Raw genomic sequence first — 20,121 nt, forward strand, 5'->3', positions numbered from 1 at the left:
CGGAGAGGGAAAAACTTGAACTTTAGTTCAAAGCAGGGAGAGGTTAGTGCAACTCACGTTTACGCTTTTTCCCTATACCCACCAGCGTAATCAATTACACAAATTGTTCTATATAATTTGTGAGTTCCATAAGCAACACCAGATACTTTAAAAGCGCCGTTAAAAATGTTTGTTCGATGACCGCGATCGCGCACACCATCATCAATAATTAACTGCATAACAATATCTTGGGCGGTGTTTGGGCCATAACTAATATTTTCGCCTGCGGTTGTTTGCCATCTACCATAGCGGTTGATACGAGTAAAGGGGTTGCTACCATCGCTACCATTATGACCTAGAGCACCTTTTGGCTCTTGATCTTTAACATGGTCTTTTGCTCCTAAAGACATACCCTTAGATGGACTCAACGCCCCTACAGGACGTGCTGATTTCAAAAATGCGATCGCTTCATCAACTGCTCTGACTCCTTCTTGAGTTCGCAAATAGGTATTATTAGAAATTTTGACTCGGTTCCCTTCAAAGCGCTTTCTATAGTTTTCCAAAATCGGGAGATATGACTTGGGATTTGTTCGTACCTTATTTGTTTCAACAATTACTTGTTGTTCTAGCGGTGAAAGATAACTCGCCTTTGCTAATAAAGTTGGACTGCTAGGTTTAACTACTGCTGGGTTAGAGTTTGCCACAGAAGGGTTAGATTGCAACAGTTGATTTGAGCAACCGAAAATCAGGGCTACTGGCAAAAGTACCCAAAATTTAATGCGATGCATTTATTACCTCACAATTTTTTCTATGGATTAATTTAGTGAATTAAAAGAAATAATAATTTTCAACACACACAGAAGTTTGTAGACGCTTCTTTATTCAGAATTGTCAAACATCAGAACTTGGATCATTCCCCTAACAAGAACAGAAATGAGTTGCTCGAGATTATAGATAACACTGGGATCATCTTTGTTCCTTGAGTGTTAAAAAAGATTACTTAATACTTGTTGTAACCTAGCTAACACTGAAACGTAAAGCACAAAAAAGATTTTAAATTTATCAAAGAGAATTCAGAAGTCAGGAGCCAGAATTCAGTATGAATTCTGAATCGATTTAGCGGATGAATAAACGGGTCTAAAACCCCCTCCAAATCTCCGATTTGGAGGTCTTCAATTCCTGCGCCGGTCTGAATCCCCGACTGATTAATTCTGACTGCTGAATTCTGACTTCTGAATTCTTCTTCAATATGCCTGCTTTGTAAGTACAATAACTCAAAACCTTCGATATTTGTCGTCACTGCCCAACTGCGATTATTTATCCCTATACCCATCAGCGTAATTAATTACACAAATTGTTCTATATAATTTGTGAGTTCCATAAGCAACACCAGATACTTTAAAAGCGCCGTTAAAAATGTTTTTTCGATGACTGCGATCGCGCACACTATCATCAATAATTAATTGCATGACGATATCTTGAGCAGTGTTAAAGCCATAAATGATATTTTCGCCTGCGGTTGTTTGCCATCTACCATAGCGGCTGATGCGAGTAAAGGGAGTACTACCATCGCTACCATCATGACCTGTAGTACCTTTTGGCCCTTGGTCTTTAACATGGTCTTTTGCTCCTAAAGACATACCCTTGGATGGACTCAATGCTCCTACAGGAGGTGCTGATTGCAAAAATGCGATCGCCTCATCAACTGCTTTGACTCCTTCTTGAGTTTGCCAATAAGTATTATTGGAAACTTTTACTAGGTTTCCTTCAAAGCGCTTTCTATAGTTTTCCAAAATCGGGAGATATGATTTAGGATTTGTTCGTACCTTATTTGTTTCAACAATTACCTCTTGTTCCAACGATGAAAGGTAACTCACTTTTGATAAAGTCGGATTAGTTTGTGGAACTAATGCTGGGTTAGAGTAGGCTAGAGACCGATCAGATTGAAACAGTTGATCTGAGCAGCCAAATATCAACCCAATTGGCAAAAATACCCAAAATTTAAGGCGACGCATCCATTACCTCACATTTTTTCTGTGAATTAATAGTTTGAGTGAATTAGACAAAATAAATCTGCAAACGCTTCTGTGGCATCTCTGTGGCATCTTGTAACCTCAGTAACACTGGAATGTAAAGAGCAACCAAAATTTTTTCATTTTCTGATGCCTGCTTGCAAATTTACACTTTGAGAAACCAGCGTTGGCGATACATCAGAACACCAACAGCCCACCACAACAACACGGTGACAAGGGCAAATAATAAGGAACCATTCAGAACTCCCGCCCAAGATGCAAAAAAATTCTGGTAAATCCAATTGTAGGTACTGGGAGCATCTTTGCCTATGCCAATAGTGGTTTTCACTAAGATTTTAATCAATAAAACGGATGGAACGAAAAGAGCGATCGCATTTAAGCCCATAATTTCAAAAGGTTTACTCCAGCGACGATTCGCCCGGACTTCGATGAGTTCATAACAAGCGGCTAGCAAAAGTAACGCCCAACCACTGGTAAAAACTACATAAGAACTTGTCCACAGCTTTTTGTTAATGGGAAATGTCCACCCCCACGCCCAACCAATAATTAAACAACCAACTCCAAATAATGCTAACCCAATACTTGTGCGTGACTGTACAGGTTGACTTCGTATCCATTGACCAGTAAAGTAGCCAGCGAGGACGCTTACTATTGCAGGAATAGTACTGAACAGTCCCTCTGGATCTCCCATAAAGTTGAAACTATCACCTTTATATAGATGTGCTTTGGGAATAATCAGACGGTCAATATAAGCACCGAAATTACCTTCTCGTGTCAAAACTCCTGCGCCATATTCTGGGACTGGTACGTACATCATTATTAGCCAGTAGCCGATAAGTAGCACGCCTGCTAGTATCCATTGTCCTTTACGCGGAAGATTGAGAACTATCAAGGAAGCTAGCAGATAGGTAATGCTGATGCGCTGTAACACTCCCATAATGCGGATACTACTCAAGTCAAAAGTCCAAATACCTTGATTCCAAAAGCCATTTAGTAGTAATCCCAAGGCAAAGAGAATGGCTGCGCGGCGTAAGATGCGCCAGTAAATAGTTGAGGTTGTTTTGTTATCTTCGGTGTATTTTGACAGCGAGAAAGTCATCGCTACACCAACAATGAAGAGAAAAAAAGGAAATACCAAATCAGTTGGTGTGCAACCGTGCCAATCGGCGTGGGCTAAGGGAGGATATACATCATCTGCGACTCCCGCCATATTGACGAGAATCATTGCAGCAATGGTAATGCCGCGAAAAACATCCAGTGAAGTCAGGCGCATAAGCGGAATTTTATGTTAAATGAGTATCTAAGTACAGCATTTCATTAATTCGTAGCTAATTAAATTTAGCAATGCCAACGCATCGACTAACAATGCCAACGCATCGACTTGCAATGCCAACACATCGACTTGCAATGCCAACGCATCGACTTGCAATGCCAATGCATCGACTTGCCATGCCAACGCATCGACTAACAATGCCAATGCATCGACTTGCAATGCAAACGCATCGACTTGCAATGCCAACGCGTCCCCTTGCATTAAAAACGCTACGATTTTACGCAAAGCTGTACTAAGTTACCCCGCTTGATGCAAGTAATCAAACAAAATTTATAAACTTAGATACAAGGTAAAATTTTGTTAAGTAATTACCACAACTCGCTATGCCAATCAAAGTTGGAGATACTGCTCCTAATTTCACTTTACCTGCTCAAAACGGCTCAACAATTAGCCTGCAAGATTTTCGCGGCAAAAATGTTGTCCTATATTTTTACCCCAAAGATGACACACCCGGATGTACTGCTGAATCCTGCGCCTTTCGCGATCAGTATGAAGTGTTTAAAAGTGCTGGCGCTGAAGTTGTCGGCGTGAGTGCTGACTCTACCGAATCTCACCAAAAATTTGCTGCGAAATACAATCTACCTTTTACGCTGTTAACTGACAAAGGCGACCAAGTACGGAAGCTATATGGCGCAACAGCAGCCTTTGGCTTATTCCCTGGTCGCGTTACTTACGTCATTGACCAACAAGGAGTTGTGCAATACGTCTTTGATTCAATGTTTAACTTTAAAGGTCATGTAGAGGAAGCACTGAAAACTTTGCAACAGATTGCGAAATGAAGGATTGGGAACTAGGGATTGGGTACTGGGGATTAATAAACTCTTTCCTAGTACCCAGTCCCCAGTCCCTACTCCCTATTTAGAGTGCGATTTTTCCTGCATCGCAATATTGGCATGGGTTGCTTTACCATTCTTGCCGTTAGTATGGCCGTTAGCATTACGGGGATGGATCACGCCATAACCGCCGTGGTTGCGTTCGTAAATTACATTAATCTCTCCAGTTTCAGAATTACGGAACATATAAAAGTCATGCCCTACGAGTTGTAGTTGTTCCAAGGCTTCTGCAAGAGTCATCGGCGGCATGGAAAAATATTTGGTGCGGACGACTTCGTTGGGTAATTCAGGGGTGCGATCGCCAATTAAATCTGTAACTACCGATTCTACAACAACTACTTCTTCTGGTTGGGATTGAGTTTTATGGTCTTGACGCCGTTCTTTGTATTTCCGCAGTTGACGGGCAATTTTATCTGCAACTAAGTCAATGCTGGCATAGAGATTTTCGCTGCTTTCCTCGGCACGGATAACGCTACCATTAGCGTAAATAGTTACTTCAGCCGCTTGTCTTGTATTAATTCGAGGATTACGGGCTACGCTAAGATGCACATCTACTTCATTTGTAAGGCTCTGAAAGTGACTAACTGCTTTTTCAATCTTTTGATGTACATATTCCCGAATCGCATCGGTGATTTCAATATTTTTGCCGTGGATGACAAGCTTCATGTAAACTCTCCCACTGAATATTTAATGTGTGAATTTGCTTTGTATGAAAAGAAATTGCGGTAAGGTTTATTACTCCCGCCAAAACAAATTGTGAACTTTTTCTATGTACTGCTGGTAAGCTGTGTCTAAGCTTATTGCACCTGGGTTATCACTCATTATACCCTTGATTTTCCTCTTCATCTCTGCGCTGATATCCAATTGGATATCCACCTAGAATTCTTTGGTGAGGAAAATTTAGCATTGTTAAAACAACGCTTACAGAACTGTTGATAGTTGCTCCTTCTGTGTTCGGTTAAACTTTGCTTGCTTTTGTTCAATAATACAAGTCTTTGTGCCAATTTGATTCTATTTGAAATGCAAACTAATGTTATGAGAGTCATCAGCCAGTACATTCGTCTTTATCGTCTTGGCATGATGCTTATTGCAGAGAATTCCTCCTAAAAACCTATTATTGAGGTTGTATATTCAAGCTAGCACTTTGTATTTTCTAATGCATGTTCCCTTGACTTTCCTTTAAAATCCTTTGCAAATCTTGACATGTTTTGACTCCAATCCTGTAATTTGAAATATATTCCGCCCTTAATGCAGTTGATTTTTGGCATAATCCATAGTATGGAAACCCACAAGAACCGTTGTTTGCTATATAACCAAGGATTAATGCCTTACTTAGAAGCTCATAGATGGCAGCGATCGCTTTTGACTGAGCGTATCCATAATCCCAGTCAAGATGACGTGTTAATTTTGCTAGAACATCCACCCGTCTACACTTTGGGACAAGGAAGCAACTCAGATTTTCTCAAATTTGACATTGACAAAGGTCAATATGATGTGCATCGAATTGAACGGGGCGGCGAGGTTACTTACCATTGTCCCGGTCAATTGGTAGGGTATCCAATTTTAAATCTGCAACGTTATCGTAAAGACCTCCATTGGTATTTACGCCAACTCGAAGAAGTCATAATTCGGGTATTGGCAGTTTATGGGTTGCAGGGAGAAAGAATTCCGGCTTTTACTGGCGTTTGGTTACAAGGGCGAAAAGTTGCAGCTATTGGTATTAAAGTCAGTCGTTGGATTACCATGCACGGCTTTGCATTAAATGTTTGTCCAGACATGACAGGCTTTGAGCGCATTGTACCCTGCGGTATTTCTGATAAACCTGTAGGCAGTTTAGCCGAATGGATTCCAGGTATCACCTGCGAAGAAGTGCGTTTTTACATAGCACAGTCCTTTGCTGAAGTCTTTGGTGTGGAATTAGTCGAGTCGCAGCCTCAAGAATTTTTCCGGTATGAGTAAATTCAGCTTGTAATTATGTAATAAATACTATAGCAGTCCTACTTAAATTGTGAGACACTGATGAGGGTAGCCCATATTTAATAGTATGAAAATAACTATTTAATTAAGGTTCTCAAAGCTAAAATCTGATTATTTACAAATTTTTATACTAAATTTTTACGGCTGTCAACCACAACTTTGCGCGTGAATTACTCAAATAATCTCCAGGTATATCCCCCATCTTTAACGTCTTTGAGAGAACGTGATTGGACAGCTTTGATAGAACTATTTGATAGAGATGACGTTGATGAGATTGAAGCTGATATCCACAGTAGTTTGTTTTGGCTGATACCTGAACCTTGTTGGGAAGATGATCCCTTTGAGTTCTTGCGTGAGTATCTTTGAATTGTAGGGAGTAGGGAATGGGAAGTGGGGAGTGGGAAGGCAGAGGCAGAAATAAGCAAATGCTCAATTACGAATTATTTGAAGGCGACTGAGGAAAAGACGTAGGCGATCGCTTTGGGGATTAGTCAGCAGTTCATAAGCTGGGCCTTGTTCTGTCACAATACCGTTATCTAAAAATATCACCTGATGGGCTACTTCTTTTGCGAATTGCATTTCATGGGTGACAACTACCATTGTCATCCCTTCAGATGCCAATTGTTGCATCACTTGCAAAACTTCGCCCACGAGTTCAGGATCTAAGGCGCTGGTGGGTTCGTCAAATAGCATGATTTGAGGATTCATGCATAAACTACGAGCGATCGCTACTCGTTGCTTTTGTCCGCCAGAAAGTTGTTCGGGATAAGCAGAGGCTTTTTCAGATAAGCCAACTTTTTCGAGATATAACCTTGCTATTTGGGCGCTTTCTTTCGGTGTTTTACCCAAGACTTTCTCAGGTGCAAGTGTCATATTTTCTATGACGCTGAGATGGGGAAACAGGTTGAACTGTTGAAACACCATCCCTACTTGTGTTCGTAGTTGGCGCACTTGGCTATAGTTGAGAGTAGGCCTAGATAAGTTAATTCCGTTGATGATTAAACGCCCTTTGTCAATAGTTTCTAGGCGGTTGAAGCAGCGTAGTAGGGTACTTTTACCACAGCCGGAGGAACCGATAACTGCGACGACTTCTCCCCGGTTGATTTCGCCTGTGATTCCTTTGAGGACTTTGAGGGAACCAAAGTTTTTTTCGATATTCTCAAAAATAATGGCGGGGATGGTATTGTTCATTACTTATGTCAAACTGTTCTACAGTTGATTGTAAGGTTTTAAAGTAGACGTGCAGCGGTCGTAAAAACGCCTCAGAATTAATTTCTTGGCGGGAGATTGAACAGTTGCATATAACTTGAACGAACCGCCAAGACGAGGCAGTGCGTTGGGCGGCTTTGCCGACTTGAAGCAACTGCCGTGCCAAGGGCGCAGAGAGGAAGAGAAAACAATATGGCTAAATTTGATTTTGGGCGTTGGCTGCGCTGGTGTGTGGTTGTAGGTTTTAGCTGTTTGTTACTAGCTGGCTGTGCTGTGAACTCTAGCGCGGGTAAAACTCTGCAAATTGCTACTGATCCGACGTTTCCACCTTTTGAGTTTCAAAAAGAAAGTGGTGAGTTACAAGGTTTTTCTGTTGAGGTGATGAATGCGATCGCGGTTGCTGCTAACTTTAAATTCAATTTTAAAAGTCTGCCTTTTGATGGCATTATCTCAGCTTTAGGAGCCAAAACGGTAGATGCGGCGATTAGTTCTATCACGATTACAGAGGAGAGGGCGAAAACTATTTCTTTTTCCCGTCCTTATTTTAAGTCTGGGTTAGCGATCGCAATTCGTGCAGACAATAAAGATATTACTGGTTTTGACAGTCTCAAAAATAAAAAAATTGCTGTACAAATTGGTACAACTGGGGCTGGAAAGGCTAAAAGTATTCCTGGGGCGCAAATTCGCAGCTTTGATTCTGCGCCCATAGCCTTGCAAGAATTGCTCAATGGCAATGTGGATGCAGTAATTAATGATGCACCTATGACTGTATATGCCATTAATACGGGCAATCTTCAGGGAATTAAAATAGTACAAAAATTGCTGACAGAGGAGTTTTATGGAATTGCTACACCGAAAAACTCGCCGAATTTGGCATTGATAAATAACGGCTTGGATAAGGTACTGAAAAATGGTACTTATTCCCAAATTTACCAGAAATGGTTTAAAGTTGAACCGCCATCATTACCAGCTAAATCACTATTTGAGAATCAAAATAACAATAACGCGCCTAAAATATTTACCTCATTTGGCGTGATTTTGCAAGCTTTTCCAACTTTATTACAAGGTGTGTTGGTAACGTTGCAATTGACGATACTTTCTGTAGTGTTTGGTTTAATTGGAGGTTCCCTGATTGGTATTGTCCGCCTTTCTCATATTGCACCTGTGCGTTGGGTGGCGAGGGCGTATGTAGATTTTTTCCGGGGAACACCTTTGTTAGTGCAAATTTTTATGATTTACTTTGGATTACCTGCAATTTTGCAAGAACTTGGTTTGACATTTAGTTTTGATCGCCTAACTGCTGGGGTAATTGCTTTAAGTTTAAATAGTGCCGCCTACATTGCCGAAGTTGTTCGTGCGGGGATTCAATCAATTGAACCAGGACAAGCAGAAGCCGCACAGTCATTAGGTTTGAGTTCTGTACAAACAATGAGTTATATAATTTTCCCCCAGGCTTTTCGACGGATGATTCCACCCTTAGGTAATGAATTTATTAGTTTGTTGAAAGATACAAGCTTAGTTGCAGTGATTGGTTTTGAAGAATTGTTTCGCAAAGGACAGTTAATTGTCGCTGATAACTATCGCGCTTTTGAAATTTATGCGGCGGTGGCGTTGGTTTATTTATGTTTGACTTTACTTTCTTCACAAGCATTTAGTCGTTTAGAAGTGTGGATGAATCCAGTCAAACGGCACAGAAAGTACGATGCTTAATAATCTTTGAGTGATATTATGATTTCTCCATTTCACATAGTCGTAAAACCTAACCTCATAAGGCTTTACTCATAACGATTCTATTTTTTGGCTTTTTCTATGATATAGGACTAATGTTTGATTTCTGAAAAAGCTTGGTACAAATTAAAAAGCCTAATTCCCTATTCCCTACTCCCTACTCCCCGCCCACGGAGATAATTTCAAAAATCAAATACGATTCCTGTAGAGCCATGATAATTAAGATTCTTAAATGTATTAAGTGGGGTTGACGCTTGAAATAATCTTGCTGAAAAAGGGGAAGACTATGGTTACTCTCTAACAGGAAAATTTCCATGAAAACCCTCAACAGCAAAATGCTCAAAAAATCTCTGCTTAACTGTTTGATTTTGCCTTTTTCTCTAGCAACCGGGCTGTGTGTAGGAACGCTTTTTGATTCTCAAGCCAATGCTTTACCAGGGCAAAGTACAGAAGAAGTAGGCACTTGGATTAAAGCACATCCCACACTCCGTCCCAGAAGTGGGGAGGAATTATTTGTGCAAAAGACTGATACAGCTGCTCAACGATTCACTTTTCAAGCATCGGTATTACCTCCCGGTAGGGTGGAATTTTCCAAAGACCGTAGCACAATTCGGAGTGAGCGCATTGCCATGTATGATGCCATTAACGGCATGACATTTACGCGTCTCCAGGAATCTTTGCGGGTGATTTATGGCTTAGAGATTTATCAAGATTACGATCGCGCCCAAGTTGTGTACGAGTATCCCAACGAAAACTTAGTGAACTCGGCGCGTCTTGCCAAAACTCCAATTCGGGAAGCTTTAAAGGGAGAATTACGAGTAGGCGATCGCTATGTATACTGGGTGGAAATTGCTCAACCCAAGACTGGCAAAGCTTTTACTGGTCAAATGACCATTTTGCTCAAAACTGATCTAGACAAATTAGAAAGGGAACTGCAAACTCGGTAATAAGCATCGGGTATTGGGAATGGGGCATTGGGCAGAAGTTCTAAAATGTTTGAATTTTGTTAGCGCAGCGTAAAGCCTTCTCTCCGAGAGGCTCCGCCAACGGCATGGCAACGCTATGAGCGAGTCCGCGAGCGTCATTTTAAATTTTGAATTGATTTCCCCCTCATCCCTTCTCGTTTAAAAATGACTGAATCAGTATTCTACAACTTCCCCAACCCTATAGGAGCAAGAGTTTGCCATGTACCCGAAAAGATACTTTCAGATGCTAAGGAAATTCGTAGTAAATCTTCCTTTAGTAGTGGCGGCCAATCAACCCCCGCTTTACGCCCTGCGGCAAACAGCTGTTGCGCCTTAATGCTTAACTGAAAAAGGGTCAAAGCCAGCTCTCGGTCTAGGCTCTTTGCATCTTTGAGGGCTTCAAACACCACTTTCAATGCCAACAAAATTGAGGTGATCTGACCGGGTACCGGTGGTTTTCCCTGTTTCATACGCGTCAACAGCGCATCTGGGTTTTCCTCGGTTGTGCTTGTCTGATCTATGAGGAGTTTCCGAGCTGTTTCGTAATTCATGTAGCCAGTTTAGCGTACATTCTGCTTCAGCAGGAATACCTAATTAAAAAGTCATCAAACTGGCTTTTGGTTATTTGTAACAATCCCTTATGATTTATGAAAAGATAAACTTGGGGAAAATGATGGGGGATGTGCGATGCTCCATACTTTTGCAGATACACTGAATATAATATCTTTGAAAAATATGTACCTCTGAGAATCAGAAGCAAAATGATATCACCAAATTTACTAGAAATTGAGCGCTCCGTCCGTGCTTTGTCTGTGGAAGAACAACTTTGGCTGCTAGAAAGTATTGCTCGGCAAATCCGAGAAAGTGAGTATACAAAAGATAAATTCCCTAATGCCAAACATCCAGAAGAACAACTGGGAGTGATAGTTAATGAGGCAAAGATTCCAGTAGAAATTGCTGCTATAACTGATGAGTTTGCAATTTCAGAAATTCTCTAATGTAGAAAAGTAAAAATTATGAGTTTGTCAGATTTAAAAAGTTAAATATACAGTTTTTATGGATTATCTCGTTTCTCTCGTTCCCAGTCAAAGACTGGGAATGCTTGATGGGTAAGCTTCCGACTTAAGACTTGCGACACAAGCCAGAAGCTGGAAATGAGGTTTTAAAAGAATTTTGACTAACTCATCTTCAATATGAACCTGTAGAGCCAAAAGCTATATGTCAAGGACTGATTTGAGTTCTCGATTTATTGTCAAATTTTTGGCTGGAAAAAACTCCATAGATATAGTAATTTTCACAACTGATTTAGGATTGTCATAGTTGCTAATCAATAAATACCATAGATAATTTCTATATCTAGTACACTACAACGAAAATAGAGCAACCTTTTAAAATCCCTAGAGAGCTTATTTTATAGTACTGTTGACTTTTTATTTTTGGCTTTTAACTTCCGCTTTGCGGTGTTAGCCTTTTAGATTGACTTTTATTTCATTATCTTTACTATTCATCTTTGCTATGGTATGTCAATGTGGTAAATACGTTTTTATAATGTTGCTAATTAATAAGCAATAGGGACGATCTCGCAAAACCACTTATCAAGGTGCTCATTACATTGTTTGAAGTTATGTAGCCTTTTGATTACAGCTTATCAACCACTGCGGTAAACTATGCGTTGATTATGATTCTTTCGCAGAGAAGAACACCTCGAAAGGAGCGGTTTTTTCAATGTCTCATACCGTAAAAATCTACGATACCTGCATTGGTTGCACCCAATGCGTCCGCGCTTGCCCTACTGATGTACTAGAGATGGTTCCTTGGGACGGCTGTAAAGCCGCTCAAATTGCCTCTTCACCCCGTACAGAAGACTGCGTGGGCTGTAAGCGCTGCGAAACCGCTTGTCCCACCGACTTTTTGAGCATCCGGGTTTACCTGGGCGCTGAAACAACTCGCAGTATGGGTCTGGCTTACTAAAAAGCTCAGTGCTAAGTCACCGAACTTTTGATTGCAATGCGGGTCTACTGCCTAACCGTTCTTTTAGAAGGGTTGAGGCGCAAGCCTTTGCTTTGCTCAAAGTTCTCCCTGAGTTCTGAGTCTTGAGTCCAGAGGCAAAAGAAGTAAATCAAAAAACAATTTCTTGATTCTTCACTCAGCACGGGCTACGCCCTGCTACGCTAATGGAACTCAGAACTCAGACCTCAGTGTTCAAAACTTTAAAAGTTTCTTAATAGCAAGCATCTTTAAAAATACCTAGTGGCAGAGGGAGTAATGTACTCCCTTTTTTGTTTGCAAAAAGGCTACTTTGTGCTACCAACTATACTGGATCTAATCATCCTGAAAAAGAAGCGGTGTGAACAATGTGCGGAATCGTTGGATATATAGGCACTCAAGCGGCGACAGACATTTTACTGGCGGGGCTAGAAAAACTAGAGTATAGGGGTTACGATTCTGCTGGAATCGCTACTATTTGGGAAGGTGAGGTTAATTGTGTGCGGGCAAAGGGCAAATTGCATAACTTGCGTTCTAAACTGGAACAAATAGAAACCCCTGCCCAAATTGGTATTGGTCACACTCGTTGGGCAACTCATGGTAAACCAGAAGAGTACAATGCCCATCCTCACATGGATACGGCAAAGCGAGTGGCGGTGGTGCAAAATGGTATTATCGAAAACTACCGCGAGTTGCGCGAGGAACTCAAAGGAAAAGGACACCAGTTTCTTTCTGAAACTGATACAGAAGTAATTCCCCATCTTATAGCCGAATTTTTAAAGAATCTTCCTCCTTCATCTGCCTCATCTTCCTTATCCCCCTTTCTAGAGGGAATTCGCCAAGCAGTTAACCGCTTGCACGGGGCATTTGCGATCGCAGTTGTTTCTGCTGACTATCCTGATGAATTGATTGTGGTTCGCCAGCAAGCACCTTTGGTAATTGGTTTTGGGCAAGGGGAATTCTTTTGTGCGTCTGACACGCCAGCGATCGTTGCCTACACGCGGGCAATGCTACCTTTGGAAAATGGCGAAATTGCCCGCCTTACTCCTTTGGGCGTTGAGATTTATAATTTTGCTGGCGACAGGTTGAAAAAACAACCCCGGCTGCTCAACTTCAATCCCGCAATGGTAGAAAAGCAGGGATTCAAACACTTCATGCTCAAAGAAATCCATGAGCAACCAGGGGTAGTAAGAGCTAGTTTAGACGCTTACTTTAATCCAGCCGAATCAACCGAATCGCCAATCAATCTTGGTTTACCTGCGGATTTATACAACGATTTAGAACAAATTCAGATCCTCGCCTGTGGTACGAGTTGGCACGCAGCATTGATTGGAAAATATTTAATTGAACAACTAGCAGGAATTTCAACTCAAGTGCATTACGCTTCTGAGTATCGTTATGCACCATCACCATTGACATCTAACACGTTGATCATCGGCGTTACCCAATCAGGTGAAACCGCCGATACCCTAGCAGCTTTGGCAATGGAAAAAGAACGTCGTCAGGGGAAAGAACCCAAATATCAAGCGCGACTATTGGGCATTACCAATCGCCCCGAAAGTAGCCTTGGTCATCTAGTACCGCATGTTATCAGTACTCTAGCGGGAATTGAAATTGGCGTAGCAGCGACAAAAACTTTCACTGCCCAACTGATGGCATTTTATGCATTGGCATTGGATTTAGCAGCTCGTCGTCAGACAGTTTCAAAAGATATTTTAGAGAAAATTATTAATGGGTTGCGGCAAATTCCTAAAGAAATTGAGGCAACTTTGGAAAGTCAGGAACATTTAACCGAACAGCTAGCCCACGAATTCGCTGAAACCAAAGATTTCATTTTTCTGGGAAGGGGAATTAACTTTCCTATTGCTTTAGAAGGGGCGTTGAAATTAAAAGAAATCAGTTATATTCATGCCGAAGGGTATCCGGCTGGAGAGATGAAACATGGCCCGATCGCACTTTTAGATGCGAAAGTACCAGTAGTTGCGATCGCAATCCCTGGTAGTATTTACGAAAAAGTTATTTCTAATGCCCAAGAAGCCAAAGCCAGAGATTCTCGCTTAATTGGCGTGACTCCCGTCACCGATGGCGAAGCTGCGGAAATCTTTAACGATCTTCTTCCCGTCTCTCATGTAGAAGAATTACTTTCTCCAATTCTCACAGTTGTACCTTTGCAATTATTGGCTTATCACATTGCCGCCCGTCGCGGTTTGGATGTCGATCAGCCAAGAAATTTGGCAAAATCAGTAACTGTCGAGTAAAGTTATACTGTACAACAATAAAAAAGTCGTATAACAAATAAAAAAGTTATACAATATATGTATAAAAAAGTTGTACAATTTATCCTGTAGGTGTATATGATAAGCATCTACAGGAGTTTTTATGGCTAGAAGCAAGCTAGATTGGACGCAAGCCAAGTTTGAGCGTTACTTGAAGGAAGGCCAGAAAGCAAGAGATTCATCAGAAAGTATCAGCGAAGCTAAATTATGTAATTCTTGAGCTTTTGAAGTTGGAAGTAGAACCTGCTAAAGCAAAGGAATGTGCTGAACAAGTAGTTGTTTCTAGTGATGAAGATGCAGACATTACATCGTTAACAAAGAAAGCATATACTCGTGCATGGAATATGCTTCCAGGGGAGTTTCCACCCAGTTCAACAGTTTACAGTTACTACCGCAAATGGCAGCGCAAGTGAGTCTGGAAAAAACTAAACCATACCCTGCGCGGTCAAGTTCGCACAAAACTGGGTAAATCAACACAAGCTACCGCGTTCGCCGCAGATAGTCAGTCGGTAAAAACGGTTGAAAAGTTTACTATACAAAAGTTCTGCGCTCTACTGTGCTTTTCTATAAATCCCTTGTGAGCAAGCTTTTTGAGACTGAACGGGAAAGTCAGATATTGATGTATTTTTACCGAATTGGAGAAAGAGTTGAAACTGAGAAATTGTTATGCTCTGTAAGCTTAGTAATGTTACTGATGTAGGATAATATCTTAAAGATAGGTGATAAATAGGTATATGTAGATAGTTATCCTTGAGACAAAGCAGCTATGCCGAAGGTAAAGACTTTTAGGCGTTTTAGTTTTCTTTAGATAGTTATATTTATTTGTGCCTATCTACTTAGTTGCTTCAGTCCCACTTCAATTTATATTTTAAATTGCTTATGCGTCCTCGCCAAGAAATTACGGATATGTTTTCAACATTCGTGCAGTTGGAAAGAGGCAGATTCAGCAAATGGTCGACCGATCCCAAACTGTATAGAAATATCCAAAATCACTTGGAGCGTTCGTCATCAGCACTTAAATCAGAAAACTTTTGGGCGCTTTACTGGTACAAGCAATGGCGCTCTGGGTTTGATAACCTTGCTTTGATGCATTTGTTAGCTTATTTACAAGAACCATGTTATTGGGCGGCTTCAAAAACATTTGCTAAATTTAATTTCAGCCAATACATACTTGCTGATTACTTCCAAATGGCGATCGCAGAAGTCGAAACAATTCTTAAAGACTTCAACCTAGAAAAATCTTCTAGCTTAAAAGCTTACGCCATGATGGCAATACCCAGTCGGCTGAGAGATATTTTACGTCAACGCAGGGAAGCTGATATTTGCACCAATTGGGCATTGTTACGCAAAGTGAGCAAAAAGCTGCTTAGTGAAGCTCTTAATGAAGCTGGATTATCACAAAGTGCAATTGCTCAATATCGTTTAGCTTGGACTTGTTTCAACGAACTGTACGTCCAAAAGCAACTAGGAGGTAACAGTCAGTTACCAGAACCGAATCGTCAGCTTTGGGAAGCTATTGCTAACCTATACAATTACCAACGCCAAAGCCAAATCACTCAACCTACTGAGCAACGCAACGCCGAGACAATTGAACAGTGGTTAACCCAGACAGCTCTCTACGTGCGAGCTTATTTGTTTCCACCTGTGAAATCTCTAAATGCTTTCGAGCAAAATGATGACACGACAGTAACATTTGATTTGCCAGACCCATCCTCCCAGGAGCCAATGGCTAATATGATAGCCGAAGAGGATATCCAAAATCGACAAAACCAAATATCTCAGATGTCTAATGTCATGTTAAAAGCTTTACAGAATATGGATGTAAAATCCCAAGAAGTACTTAAGCTTTATTACGAACAGGGACTAACTCAGCAGCAAATTATGCAACAGTTGCAAATGAGTCAGCCTACGGTGTCTCGTAGACTGGTTAAAGGTAGAGAATCAATACTAGCAGCGCTGATTAAGTGGAGCCAGGATTTGAATATTTCTGTCAACTCCAACCAAATTAAAGATATGAGTTTTGCTTTGGAAGAATGGTTGAGAAACCAGTATCGTAAGTACAACATAAATCTGTAGTTTTCATAAAGTAGTAAAAATGACTTGCGCGTTTGCAGATCCAAGAGAATGGTTGTCAGAAATATCACCAGCAATTCAGGCGCAATCCTGGCAGCAAAGCCAAGTTTATGCCACGCCTAGTAGTCGCTGGTGCGCTTACATAAATCAAATTTGTCTCCATGCGTTCTTGGATTGGATCTCAACTGAAGATTTTCCTAAAGCAAGTGTTTGGTACAGTTTCCCTGGTACGCCAGCTTTCTGGGAATTTGTCAATGGCACAGCAATTTTGTTAGAGGGGAAGCGAGTCGTGCTAATCCCCAGTGAAGCAATTGATGATAGCGAGTTAGAAGTCCCTCAGGAATGGGTAGATATTCTTAGTTGGGCAGCAGACTACTATTTAGCAGTGCAAATCAAACCGAATAGCGATTGGGTAAGAATTTGGGGTTACACAACCCATAAAGAACTAAAATCTCTGGCTCACTATGACTCAGTGGATAGAACTTATTGTATAGATGCACAGCATTTGACAAAAGACCTCAATGCTTTCTCTTTGAGTTACCAATTTTGCAGAGAAGAAGAGATGAAAGCGGCTGTAGCTCCATTACCACAATTATCTACCAAGCAAGCAGAAAATCTTGTGCAACGGTTAGGCAATGCCTCTTTTCGTTTCTCTAGATTAGCAGTGCCATTTAAAACTTGGGGAGCGCTACTAGAGAATGAGCAATGGCGGCAACGCTTGTATCAACAAAGGCAGCAGCCACAATCTTCCCAAGCGAGAGTGAATCTCAGTTTTTGGCTAGAAGGTATATACGATAATGCTTGGGAAGCAATAGAAACATTTTTGTTTTTCAATTCCAATAGTCTAGCTTCTAATTTCAGGAGTAGCTCTGGGTTCGGTGTTAGTAGTATCAAACGAGCCAAGCTGATTGATTTGGGAATGGAAATAGAGTCTCAAAAAGTGGTGCTATTAGTTGCCTTAATACCAGAGGATAACCAACAAGTTAGTATTCGCGTACAACTACATCCTGCTAATGAAGAGTTCTATCTACCTGTTAATATAAAGTTAGCTTTACTTTTAGAATCGAAGGAAATCATTCAGCAAGTGCAAGCAAGAGAACAAGATAACTATATACAATTAAAACGCTTTGATGGAGAAGTAGGAGAATGTTTTAGCATCCAAATTGCTTTTGATAGTTACCAGATTACAGAAAATTTTGTTATTTAGTCATCGGTCATTGGTCATTAATCATTGGATAAGGACAAACAACAAAGGACAAATGACAAATAATAAACAAAAAATGAGTAAGCTAGTTATCTTCAGCTTTTTGGGAGGAGACTTAAATCAAGGATTTCCTGTTGTCACGGCTCAACTTTGGCACAACAACCAATTATTTAAAATAACAGGAAGTCTGCCAGCAGTACCAGAACTTTCCGATATATACAGAAGATGGAAGTTACTCTACGAAGCTGTCCATCAACGTTTGGGCAGCAATCAACGTATAAAAGTGCATTCACAAGATATTACCAATATTTCTGTGAATGATTTCGATGAAGTGTGTCATCAATTACGAATACATATAAATACTTGGTTGAAATCTGAACCCTTCCAAAATATTGAACGACAGTTAAGAACTTTACTTAGCCGAGATGATGAAATTAGAGTTATTGTTGAAACAAACATAACTTTACTACATCGGCTACCTTGGCATCTATGGGATTTTTTTGAGCATTACCCGAAAGCTGAATTAGCTTTGAGCAATCATGAGTATGCATCTCCGCAAGTAGTGCAAAAATCTTCCACAGATCGAGTCAAAATTTTAGCAATTCTCGGTAATAGTTTTGGTATTGATATTGATAAAGACCGTTCTTGGTTGCAAAATTTAATAGATACTCAAACTACGTTTCTTATCCAACCTACACGAAAAGAACTTGACGAGCAACTGTGGACTCAAAATTGGGATGTTCTGTTTTTTGCCGGACATAGCGCTAGTATTGCAAATGGGGAAGTAGGGGAAATTCACATCAATCAAACAGAAAGTCTAACAATTTACCAATTTAAAAATGCACTGAAGACAGCAATTACACGCGGTTTAAAACTGGCAATTTTCAACTCCTGTGATGGAATTGGTTTGGCACGAAATTTGGCTGATTTGAACATTCCCCAAATGATTGTAATGCGGGAAGGGGTACCAGATTTAGTAGCACAGGAGTTTTTGAAAAACTTCCTTGTCGCTTTTGCGGGTGGAAAGGCATTTTATCTGGCTGTCCGAGAAGCGCGGGAAAGACTTCAGGGATTGGAAAATGACTTTCCTTGCGCTAGTTGGTTACCAGTGATTTGCCAGAATCCGACAACTGTTCCGATAACTTGGCAAGAACTGCGCGGTGGTTGGAGTGACACCAAGACTCGCGGCGAAGTTTCAACTCAGAGCAGAATTTCGACTACAAAGAGCAAAAGCACAATTGTGACTCAAAAGTGCAAACTTTGGACTGTACTGCTGAGTACTGCTATTGTGACTCTTTCAACGATAGGTCTAAGATACTTGGGGTTTTTTGAAAAGGCTGAACTGCAAACTTTTAACCAAATCTTCGTCCTGCGACCAAAGGAAGATTTGGATCAAAGATTGCTGGTTGTTGAAGTTACCGAAAAAGATATTCAATCCCGACAAGAGACGACCACAGGAGTGAAATCTATTTCAAATAGTACGTTAGCTCAATTACTCAACAAATTACAAAAGTATCAACCACGAGTCATTGGACTGGATATTTATAGAGATTTTGCTGACCCATCAAATAAATCAAAGCCGATACAACTTGCTACTGAATTGAGCAAAGAAAATATAGTAGTTGTCTGTAAAGGCAGAGATCGTAAACACGACCCCGAAGGTGTTAAACCACCTCTTAAAGTCCCTGTAGGACGTCAGGGTTTTACTGATGCAATTCAAGATCCAGATGGTATCGTTCGTCGCCAAATTATGATGATGGCACAAGAGCCTTCGTCTGCTTGTACAACGCCTTACTCACTTTCGCTGCAATTAGCTGCTCGTTATTTATCTTACAAAAATATTCAACCTGATTTAAATGAAGATTATATACAATTTGGTTTTAAAGTATTTAAACGCTTAAAGCCTGGTCGGAGTGGTGGCTATCAACAAAGAGTAGATTTAGGCGGATTTCAAATACTTGTCAACTACCGTAATGCAGATTACCAAAGAGTTTCTTTAGCAGATGTCTTGAGTGATAAAGTTAATCCCGATTTAGTGAAAAATAAGGTAGTTATTATCGGAGTGACAGCTAACACTGTCAGCGATACTTGGTCAACTCCCTACAGTACTGCACAGCAAGATTATCAAGAAATATCAGGGGTATTTATACAAGCACAAATGGTTAGCCAAGTTTTGAGCGCAGTTTTAGACGAGCGTCCAATTCTTTGGGTTTTGCCTTTCTGGGGCGATATTCTCTGGATATGGGCATGGTCGAGTGTGTCTGGTTTGATGGTTGGGCGCGTGCGTCATTCACTACTCAATAAGGGATGCGCTATATTTGCGATAGTTATCATTTTATATGGAGCTTGTGCGATCGCTCTTTTAAAACAAGGGCTATGGCTGCCACTTATTCCCTCAGTTATTGCTATGGTTGCAAGCGGTGTTGTTGTTATATTAATTCAACGCCGTCAGGAATTTTTCACGGTTCCACGACCTTTAGTTGAATAAAATTTTCCTTTACAAGCAAAAAATAACGTCAATTTAA

At 40.7% G+C, this 20,121-nt stretch carries 18 protein-coding genes and 1 pseudogene; 12 read left to right on the forward strand and 7 right to left on the reverse strand.

Annotated features, from left to right (window positions below):
* Positions 1-59 precede the first annotated feature (59 nt).
* The 4 genes from RMZ43_RS16165 to RMZ43_RS16180 form a co-directional block, all read right to left on the reverse strand.
* Positions 60-767, reverse strand: coding sequence for a CAP domain-containing protein (locus RMZ43_RS16165; RefSeq protein WP_322652339.1), 708 nt, complete (start codon positions 765-767; stop codon positions 60-62).
* 525 nt (positions 768-1,292) lie between these two features.
* Positions 1,293-1,994 carry a CAP domain-containing protein gene (locus RMZ43_RS16170; RefSeq protein WP_322652340.1) on the reverse strand — a complete coding sequence of 234 codons (702 nt, stop codon included), beginning with the start codon at positions 1,992-1,994 and terminating at the stop codon, positions 1,293-1,295.
* Between the two features lie 163 nt (positions 1,995-2,157).
* On the reverse strand, positions 2,158-3,285 hold the full coding sequence (locus RMZ43_RS16175) for an acyltransferase family protein (protein WP_322652341.1): 1,128 nt from the start codon (positions 3,283-3,285) through the stop codon (positions 2,158-2,160).
* A 27-nt stretch (positions 3,286-3,312) separates the two neighbouring features.
* Positions 3,313-3,546 carry a hypothetical protein gene (locus tag RMZ43_RS16180; RefSeq protein WP_322650173.1) on the reverse strand — a complete coding sequence of 78 codons (234 nt, stop codon included), beginning with the start codon at positions 3,544-3,546 and terminating at the stop codon, positions 3,313-3,315.
* A gap of 122 nt (positions 3,547-3,668) precedes the next feature.
* On the opposite strand from RMZ43_RS16180, the gene RMZ43_RS16185 reads away from it, so the two are divergent.
* Positions 3,669-4,124 (forward strand): peroxiredoxin, encoded by a 456-nt coding sequence (locus RMZ43_RS16185; RefSeq protein WP_322650174.1) that lies wholly within the window; start codon positions 3,669-3,671, stop codon positions 4,122-4,124.
* Between the two features lie 75 nt (positions 4,125-4,199).
* Here the strand turns inward: RMZ43_RS16185 and hpf are convergent, their stop codons facing one another.
* Complete coding sequence (gene hpf, locus RMZ43_RS16190) at positions 4,200-4,844, reverse strand: ribosome hibernation-promoting factor, HPF/YfiA family (protein WP_322650175.1); 645 nt, start codon at positions 4,842-4,844, stop codon at positions 4,200-4,202.
* 612 nt (positions 4,845-5,456) lie between these two features.
* Here hpf and lipB point away from each other — a divergent pair.
* Together lipB and RMZ43_RS16200 are read left to right on the forward strand one after the other, a co-directional pair.
* The gene (lipB, locus tag RMZ43_RS16195) at positions 5,457-6,137 is read left to right on the forward strand and encodes a lipoyl(octanoyl) transferase LipB (RefSeq protein ID WP_416212407.1); all 681 of its coding nucleotides are present in this window, start codon (positions 5,457-5,459) and stop codon (positions 6,135-6,137) included.
* Positions 6,138-6,320: 183 nt separating this feature from the next.
* Positions 6,321-6,521 (forward strand): hypothetical protein, encoded by a 201-nt coding sequence (locus tag RMZ43_RS16200; RefSeq protein ID WP_322650176.1) that lies wholly within the window; start codon positions 6,321-6,323, stop codon positions 6,519-6,521.
* A 63-nt stretch (positions 6,522-6,584) separates the two neighbouring features.
* Here RMZ43_RS16200 and RMZ43_RS16205 read toward each other — a convergent pair whose 3' ends face one another.
* Complete coding sequence (locus RMZ43_RS16205) at positions 6,585-7,346, reverse strand: amino acid ABC transporter ATP-binding protein (protein ID WP_322650177.1); 762 nt, start codon at positions 7,344-7,346, stop codon at positions 6,585-6,587.
* Positions 7,347-7,556: 210 nt separating this feature from the next.
* Here RMZ43_RS16205 and RMZ43_RS16210 point away from each other — a divergent pair, with 210 nt between their 5' ends.
* Together RMZ43_RS16210 and RMZ43_RS16215 are read left to right on the forward strand one after the other, a co-directional pair.
* Positions 7,557-9,074 (forward strand): ABC transporter permease subunit, encoded by a 1,518-nt coding sequence (locus tag RMZ43_RS16210; RefSeq protein ID WP_322652342.1) that lies wholly within the window; start codon positions 7,557-7,559, stop codon positions 9,072-9,074.
* Between the two features lie 353 nt (positions 9,075-9,427).
* A complete protein-coding gene (locus RMZ43_RS16215; protein ID WP_322650203.1) occupies positions 9,428-10,039 on the forward strand; it encodes a hypothetical protein in 612 nt (203 codons plus the stop codon).
* 200 nt (positions 10,040-10,239) lie between these two features.
* Here the strand turns inward: RMZ43_RS16215 and RMZ43_RS16220 are convergent, their stop codons facing one another.
* Positions 10,240-10,608 (reverse strand): Dethiobiotin synthetase, encoded by a 369-nt coding sequence (locus tag RMZ43_RS16220; protein ID WP_109008224.1) that lies wholly within the window; start codon positions 10,606-10,608, stop codon positions 10,240-10,242.
* Positions 10,609-10,818: 210 nt separating this feature from the next.
* Between RMZ43_RS16220 and RMZ43_RS16225 the strand changes: the two genes are divergently transcribed.
* The 7 genes and pseudogenes from RMZ43_RS16225 to RMZ43_RS16255 all read left to right on the forward strand — a co-directional run bounded on the left by RMZ43_RS16225 (position 10,819) and on the right by RMZ43_RS16255 (position 20,084).
* Complete coding sequence (locus RMZ43_RS16225) at positions 10,819-11,055, forward strand: hypothetical protein (RefSeq protein ID WP_322650179.1); 237 nt, start codon at positions 10,819-10,821, stop codon at positions 11,053-11,055.
* Positions 11,056-11,782: 727 nt separating this feature from the next.
* Complete coding sequence (gene psaC, locus RMZ43_RS16230; protein WP_012411495.1) at positions 11,783-12,028, forward strand: photosystem I iron-sulfur center protein PsaC; 246 nt, start codon at positions 11,783-11,785, stop codon at positions 12,026-12,028.
* A gap of 383 nt (positions 12,029-12,411) precedes the next feature.
* Entirely contained in the window at positions 12,412-14,301 is a 1,890-nt protein-coding gene (gene glmS / locus RMZ43_RS16235) for a glutamine--fructose-6-phosphate transaminase (isomerizing) (RefSeq protein WP_322652343.1), read from the forward strand.
* A 356-nt stretch (positions 14,302-14,657) separates the two neighbouring features.
* Positions 14,658-14,846: pseudogene (locus RMZ43_RS16240) on the forward strand (transposase); the annotation flags it as partial.
* A 379-nt stretch (positions 14,847-15,225) separates the two neighbouring features.
* On the forward strand, positions 15,226-16,395 hold the full coding sequence (locus RMZ43_RS16245) for a sigma-70 family RNA polymerase sigma factor (protein WP_322652344.1): 1,170 nt from the start codon (positions 15,226-15,228) through the stop codon (positions 16,393-16,395).
* 19 nt (positions 16,396-16,414) lie between these two features.
* Entirely contained in the window at positions 16,415-17,599 is a 1,185-nt protein-coding gene (locus RMZ43_RS16250; RefSeq protein ID WP_322650182.1) for a DUF1822 family protein, read from the forward strand.
* A gap of 52 nt (positions 17,600-17,651) precedes the next feature.
* Positions 17,652-20,084 carry a CHASE2 domain-containing protein gene (locus RMZ43_RS16255; protein ID WP_322652345.1) on the forward strand — a complete coding sequence of 811 codons (2,433 nt, stop codon included), beginning with the start codon at positions 17,652-17,654 and terminating at the stop codon, positions 20,082-20,084.
* Positions 20,085-20,121 lie beyond the last annotated feature (37 nt).

This window comes from Nostoc sp. CmiVER01, assembly GCF_034531135.2.
GTDB lineage: Bacteria > Cyanobacteriota > Cyanobacteriia > Cyanobacteriales > Nostocaceae > Nostoc.

Coding starts and splice junctions, on each gene's coding strand:
- hpf (WP_322650175.1), bottom strand. CDS start 4,844: ATGAAGCTTGTCATCCACGGCAAAAATATTGAAATCACCGATGCGATT.
- RMZ43_RS16245 (WP_322652344.1), top strand. CDS start 15,226: ATGTTTTCAACATTCGTGCAGTTGGAAAGAGGCAGATTCAGCAAATGG.
- RMZ43_RS16185 (WP_322650174.1), top strand. CDS start 3,669: ATGCCAATCAAAGTTGGAGATACTGCTCCTAATTTCACTTTACCTGCT.
- lipB (WP_416212407.1), top strand. CDS start 5,457: ATGGAAACCCACAAGAACCGTTGTTTGCTATATAACCAAGGATTAATG.
- RMZ43_RS16180 (WP_322650173.1), bottom strand. CDS start 3,546: ATGCAAGGGGACGCGTTGGCATTGCAAGTCGATGCGTTTGCATTGCAA.
- RMZ43_RS16255 (WP_322652345.1), top strand. CDS start 17,652: ATGACAAATAATAAACAAAAAATGAGTAAGCTAGTTATCTTCAGCTTT.
- RMZ43_RS16220 (WP_109008224.1), bottom strand. CDS start 10,608: ATGAATTACGAAACAGCTCGGAAACTCCTCATAGATCAGACAAGCACA.
- psaC (WP_012411495.1), top strand. CDS start 11,783: ATGTCTCATACCGTAAAAATCTACGATACCTGCATTGGTTGCACCCAA.
- RMZ43_RS16175 (WP_322652341.1), bottom strand. CDS start 3,285: ATGCGCCTGACTTCACTGGATGTTTTTCGCGGCATTACCATTGCTGCA.
- glmS (WP_322652343.1), top strand. CDS start 12,412: ATGTGCGGAATCGTTGGATATATAGGCACTCAAGCGGCGACAGACATT.
- RMZ43_RS16165 (WP_322652339.1), bottom strand. CDS start 767: ATGCATCGCATTAAATTTTGGGTACTTTTGCCAGTAGCCCTGATTTTC.
- RMZ43_RS16225 (WP_322650179.1), top strand. CDS start 10,819: ATGATATCACCAAATTTACTAGAAATTGAGCGCTCCGTCCGTGCTTTG.
- RMZ43_RS16250 (WP_322650182.1), top strand. CDS start 16,415: ATGACTTGCGCGTTTGCAGATCCAAGAGAATGGTTGTCAGAAATATCA.
- RMZ43_RS16210 (WP_322652342.1), top strand. CDS start 7,557: ATGGCTAAATTTGATTTTGGGCGTTGGCTGCGCTGGTGTGTGGTTGTA.
- RMZ43_RS16215 (WP_322650203.1), top strand. CDS start 9,428: ATGCTCAAAAAATCTCTGCTTAACTGTTTGATTTTGCCTTTTTCTCTA.
- RMZ43_RS16170 (WP_322652340.1), bottom strand. CDS start 1,994: ATGCGTCGCCTTAAATTTTGGGTATTTTTGCCAATTGGGTTGATATTT.
- RMZ43_RS16205 (WP_322650177.1), bottom strand. CDS start 7,346: ATGAACAATACCATCCCCGCCATTATTTTTGAGAATATCGAAAAAAAC.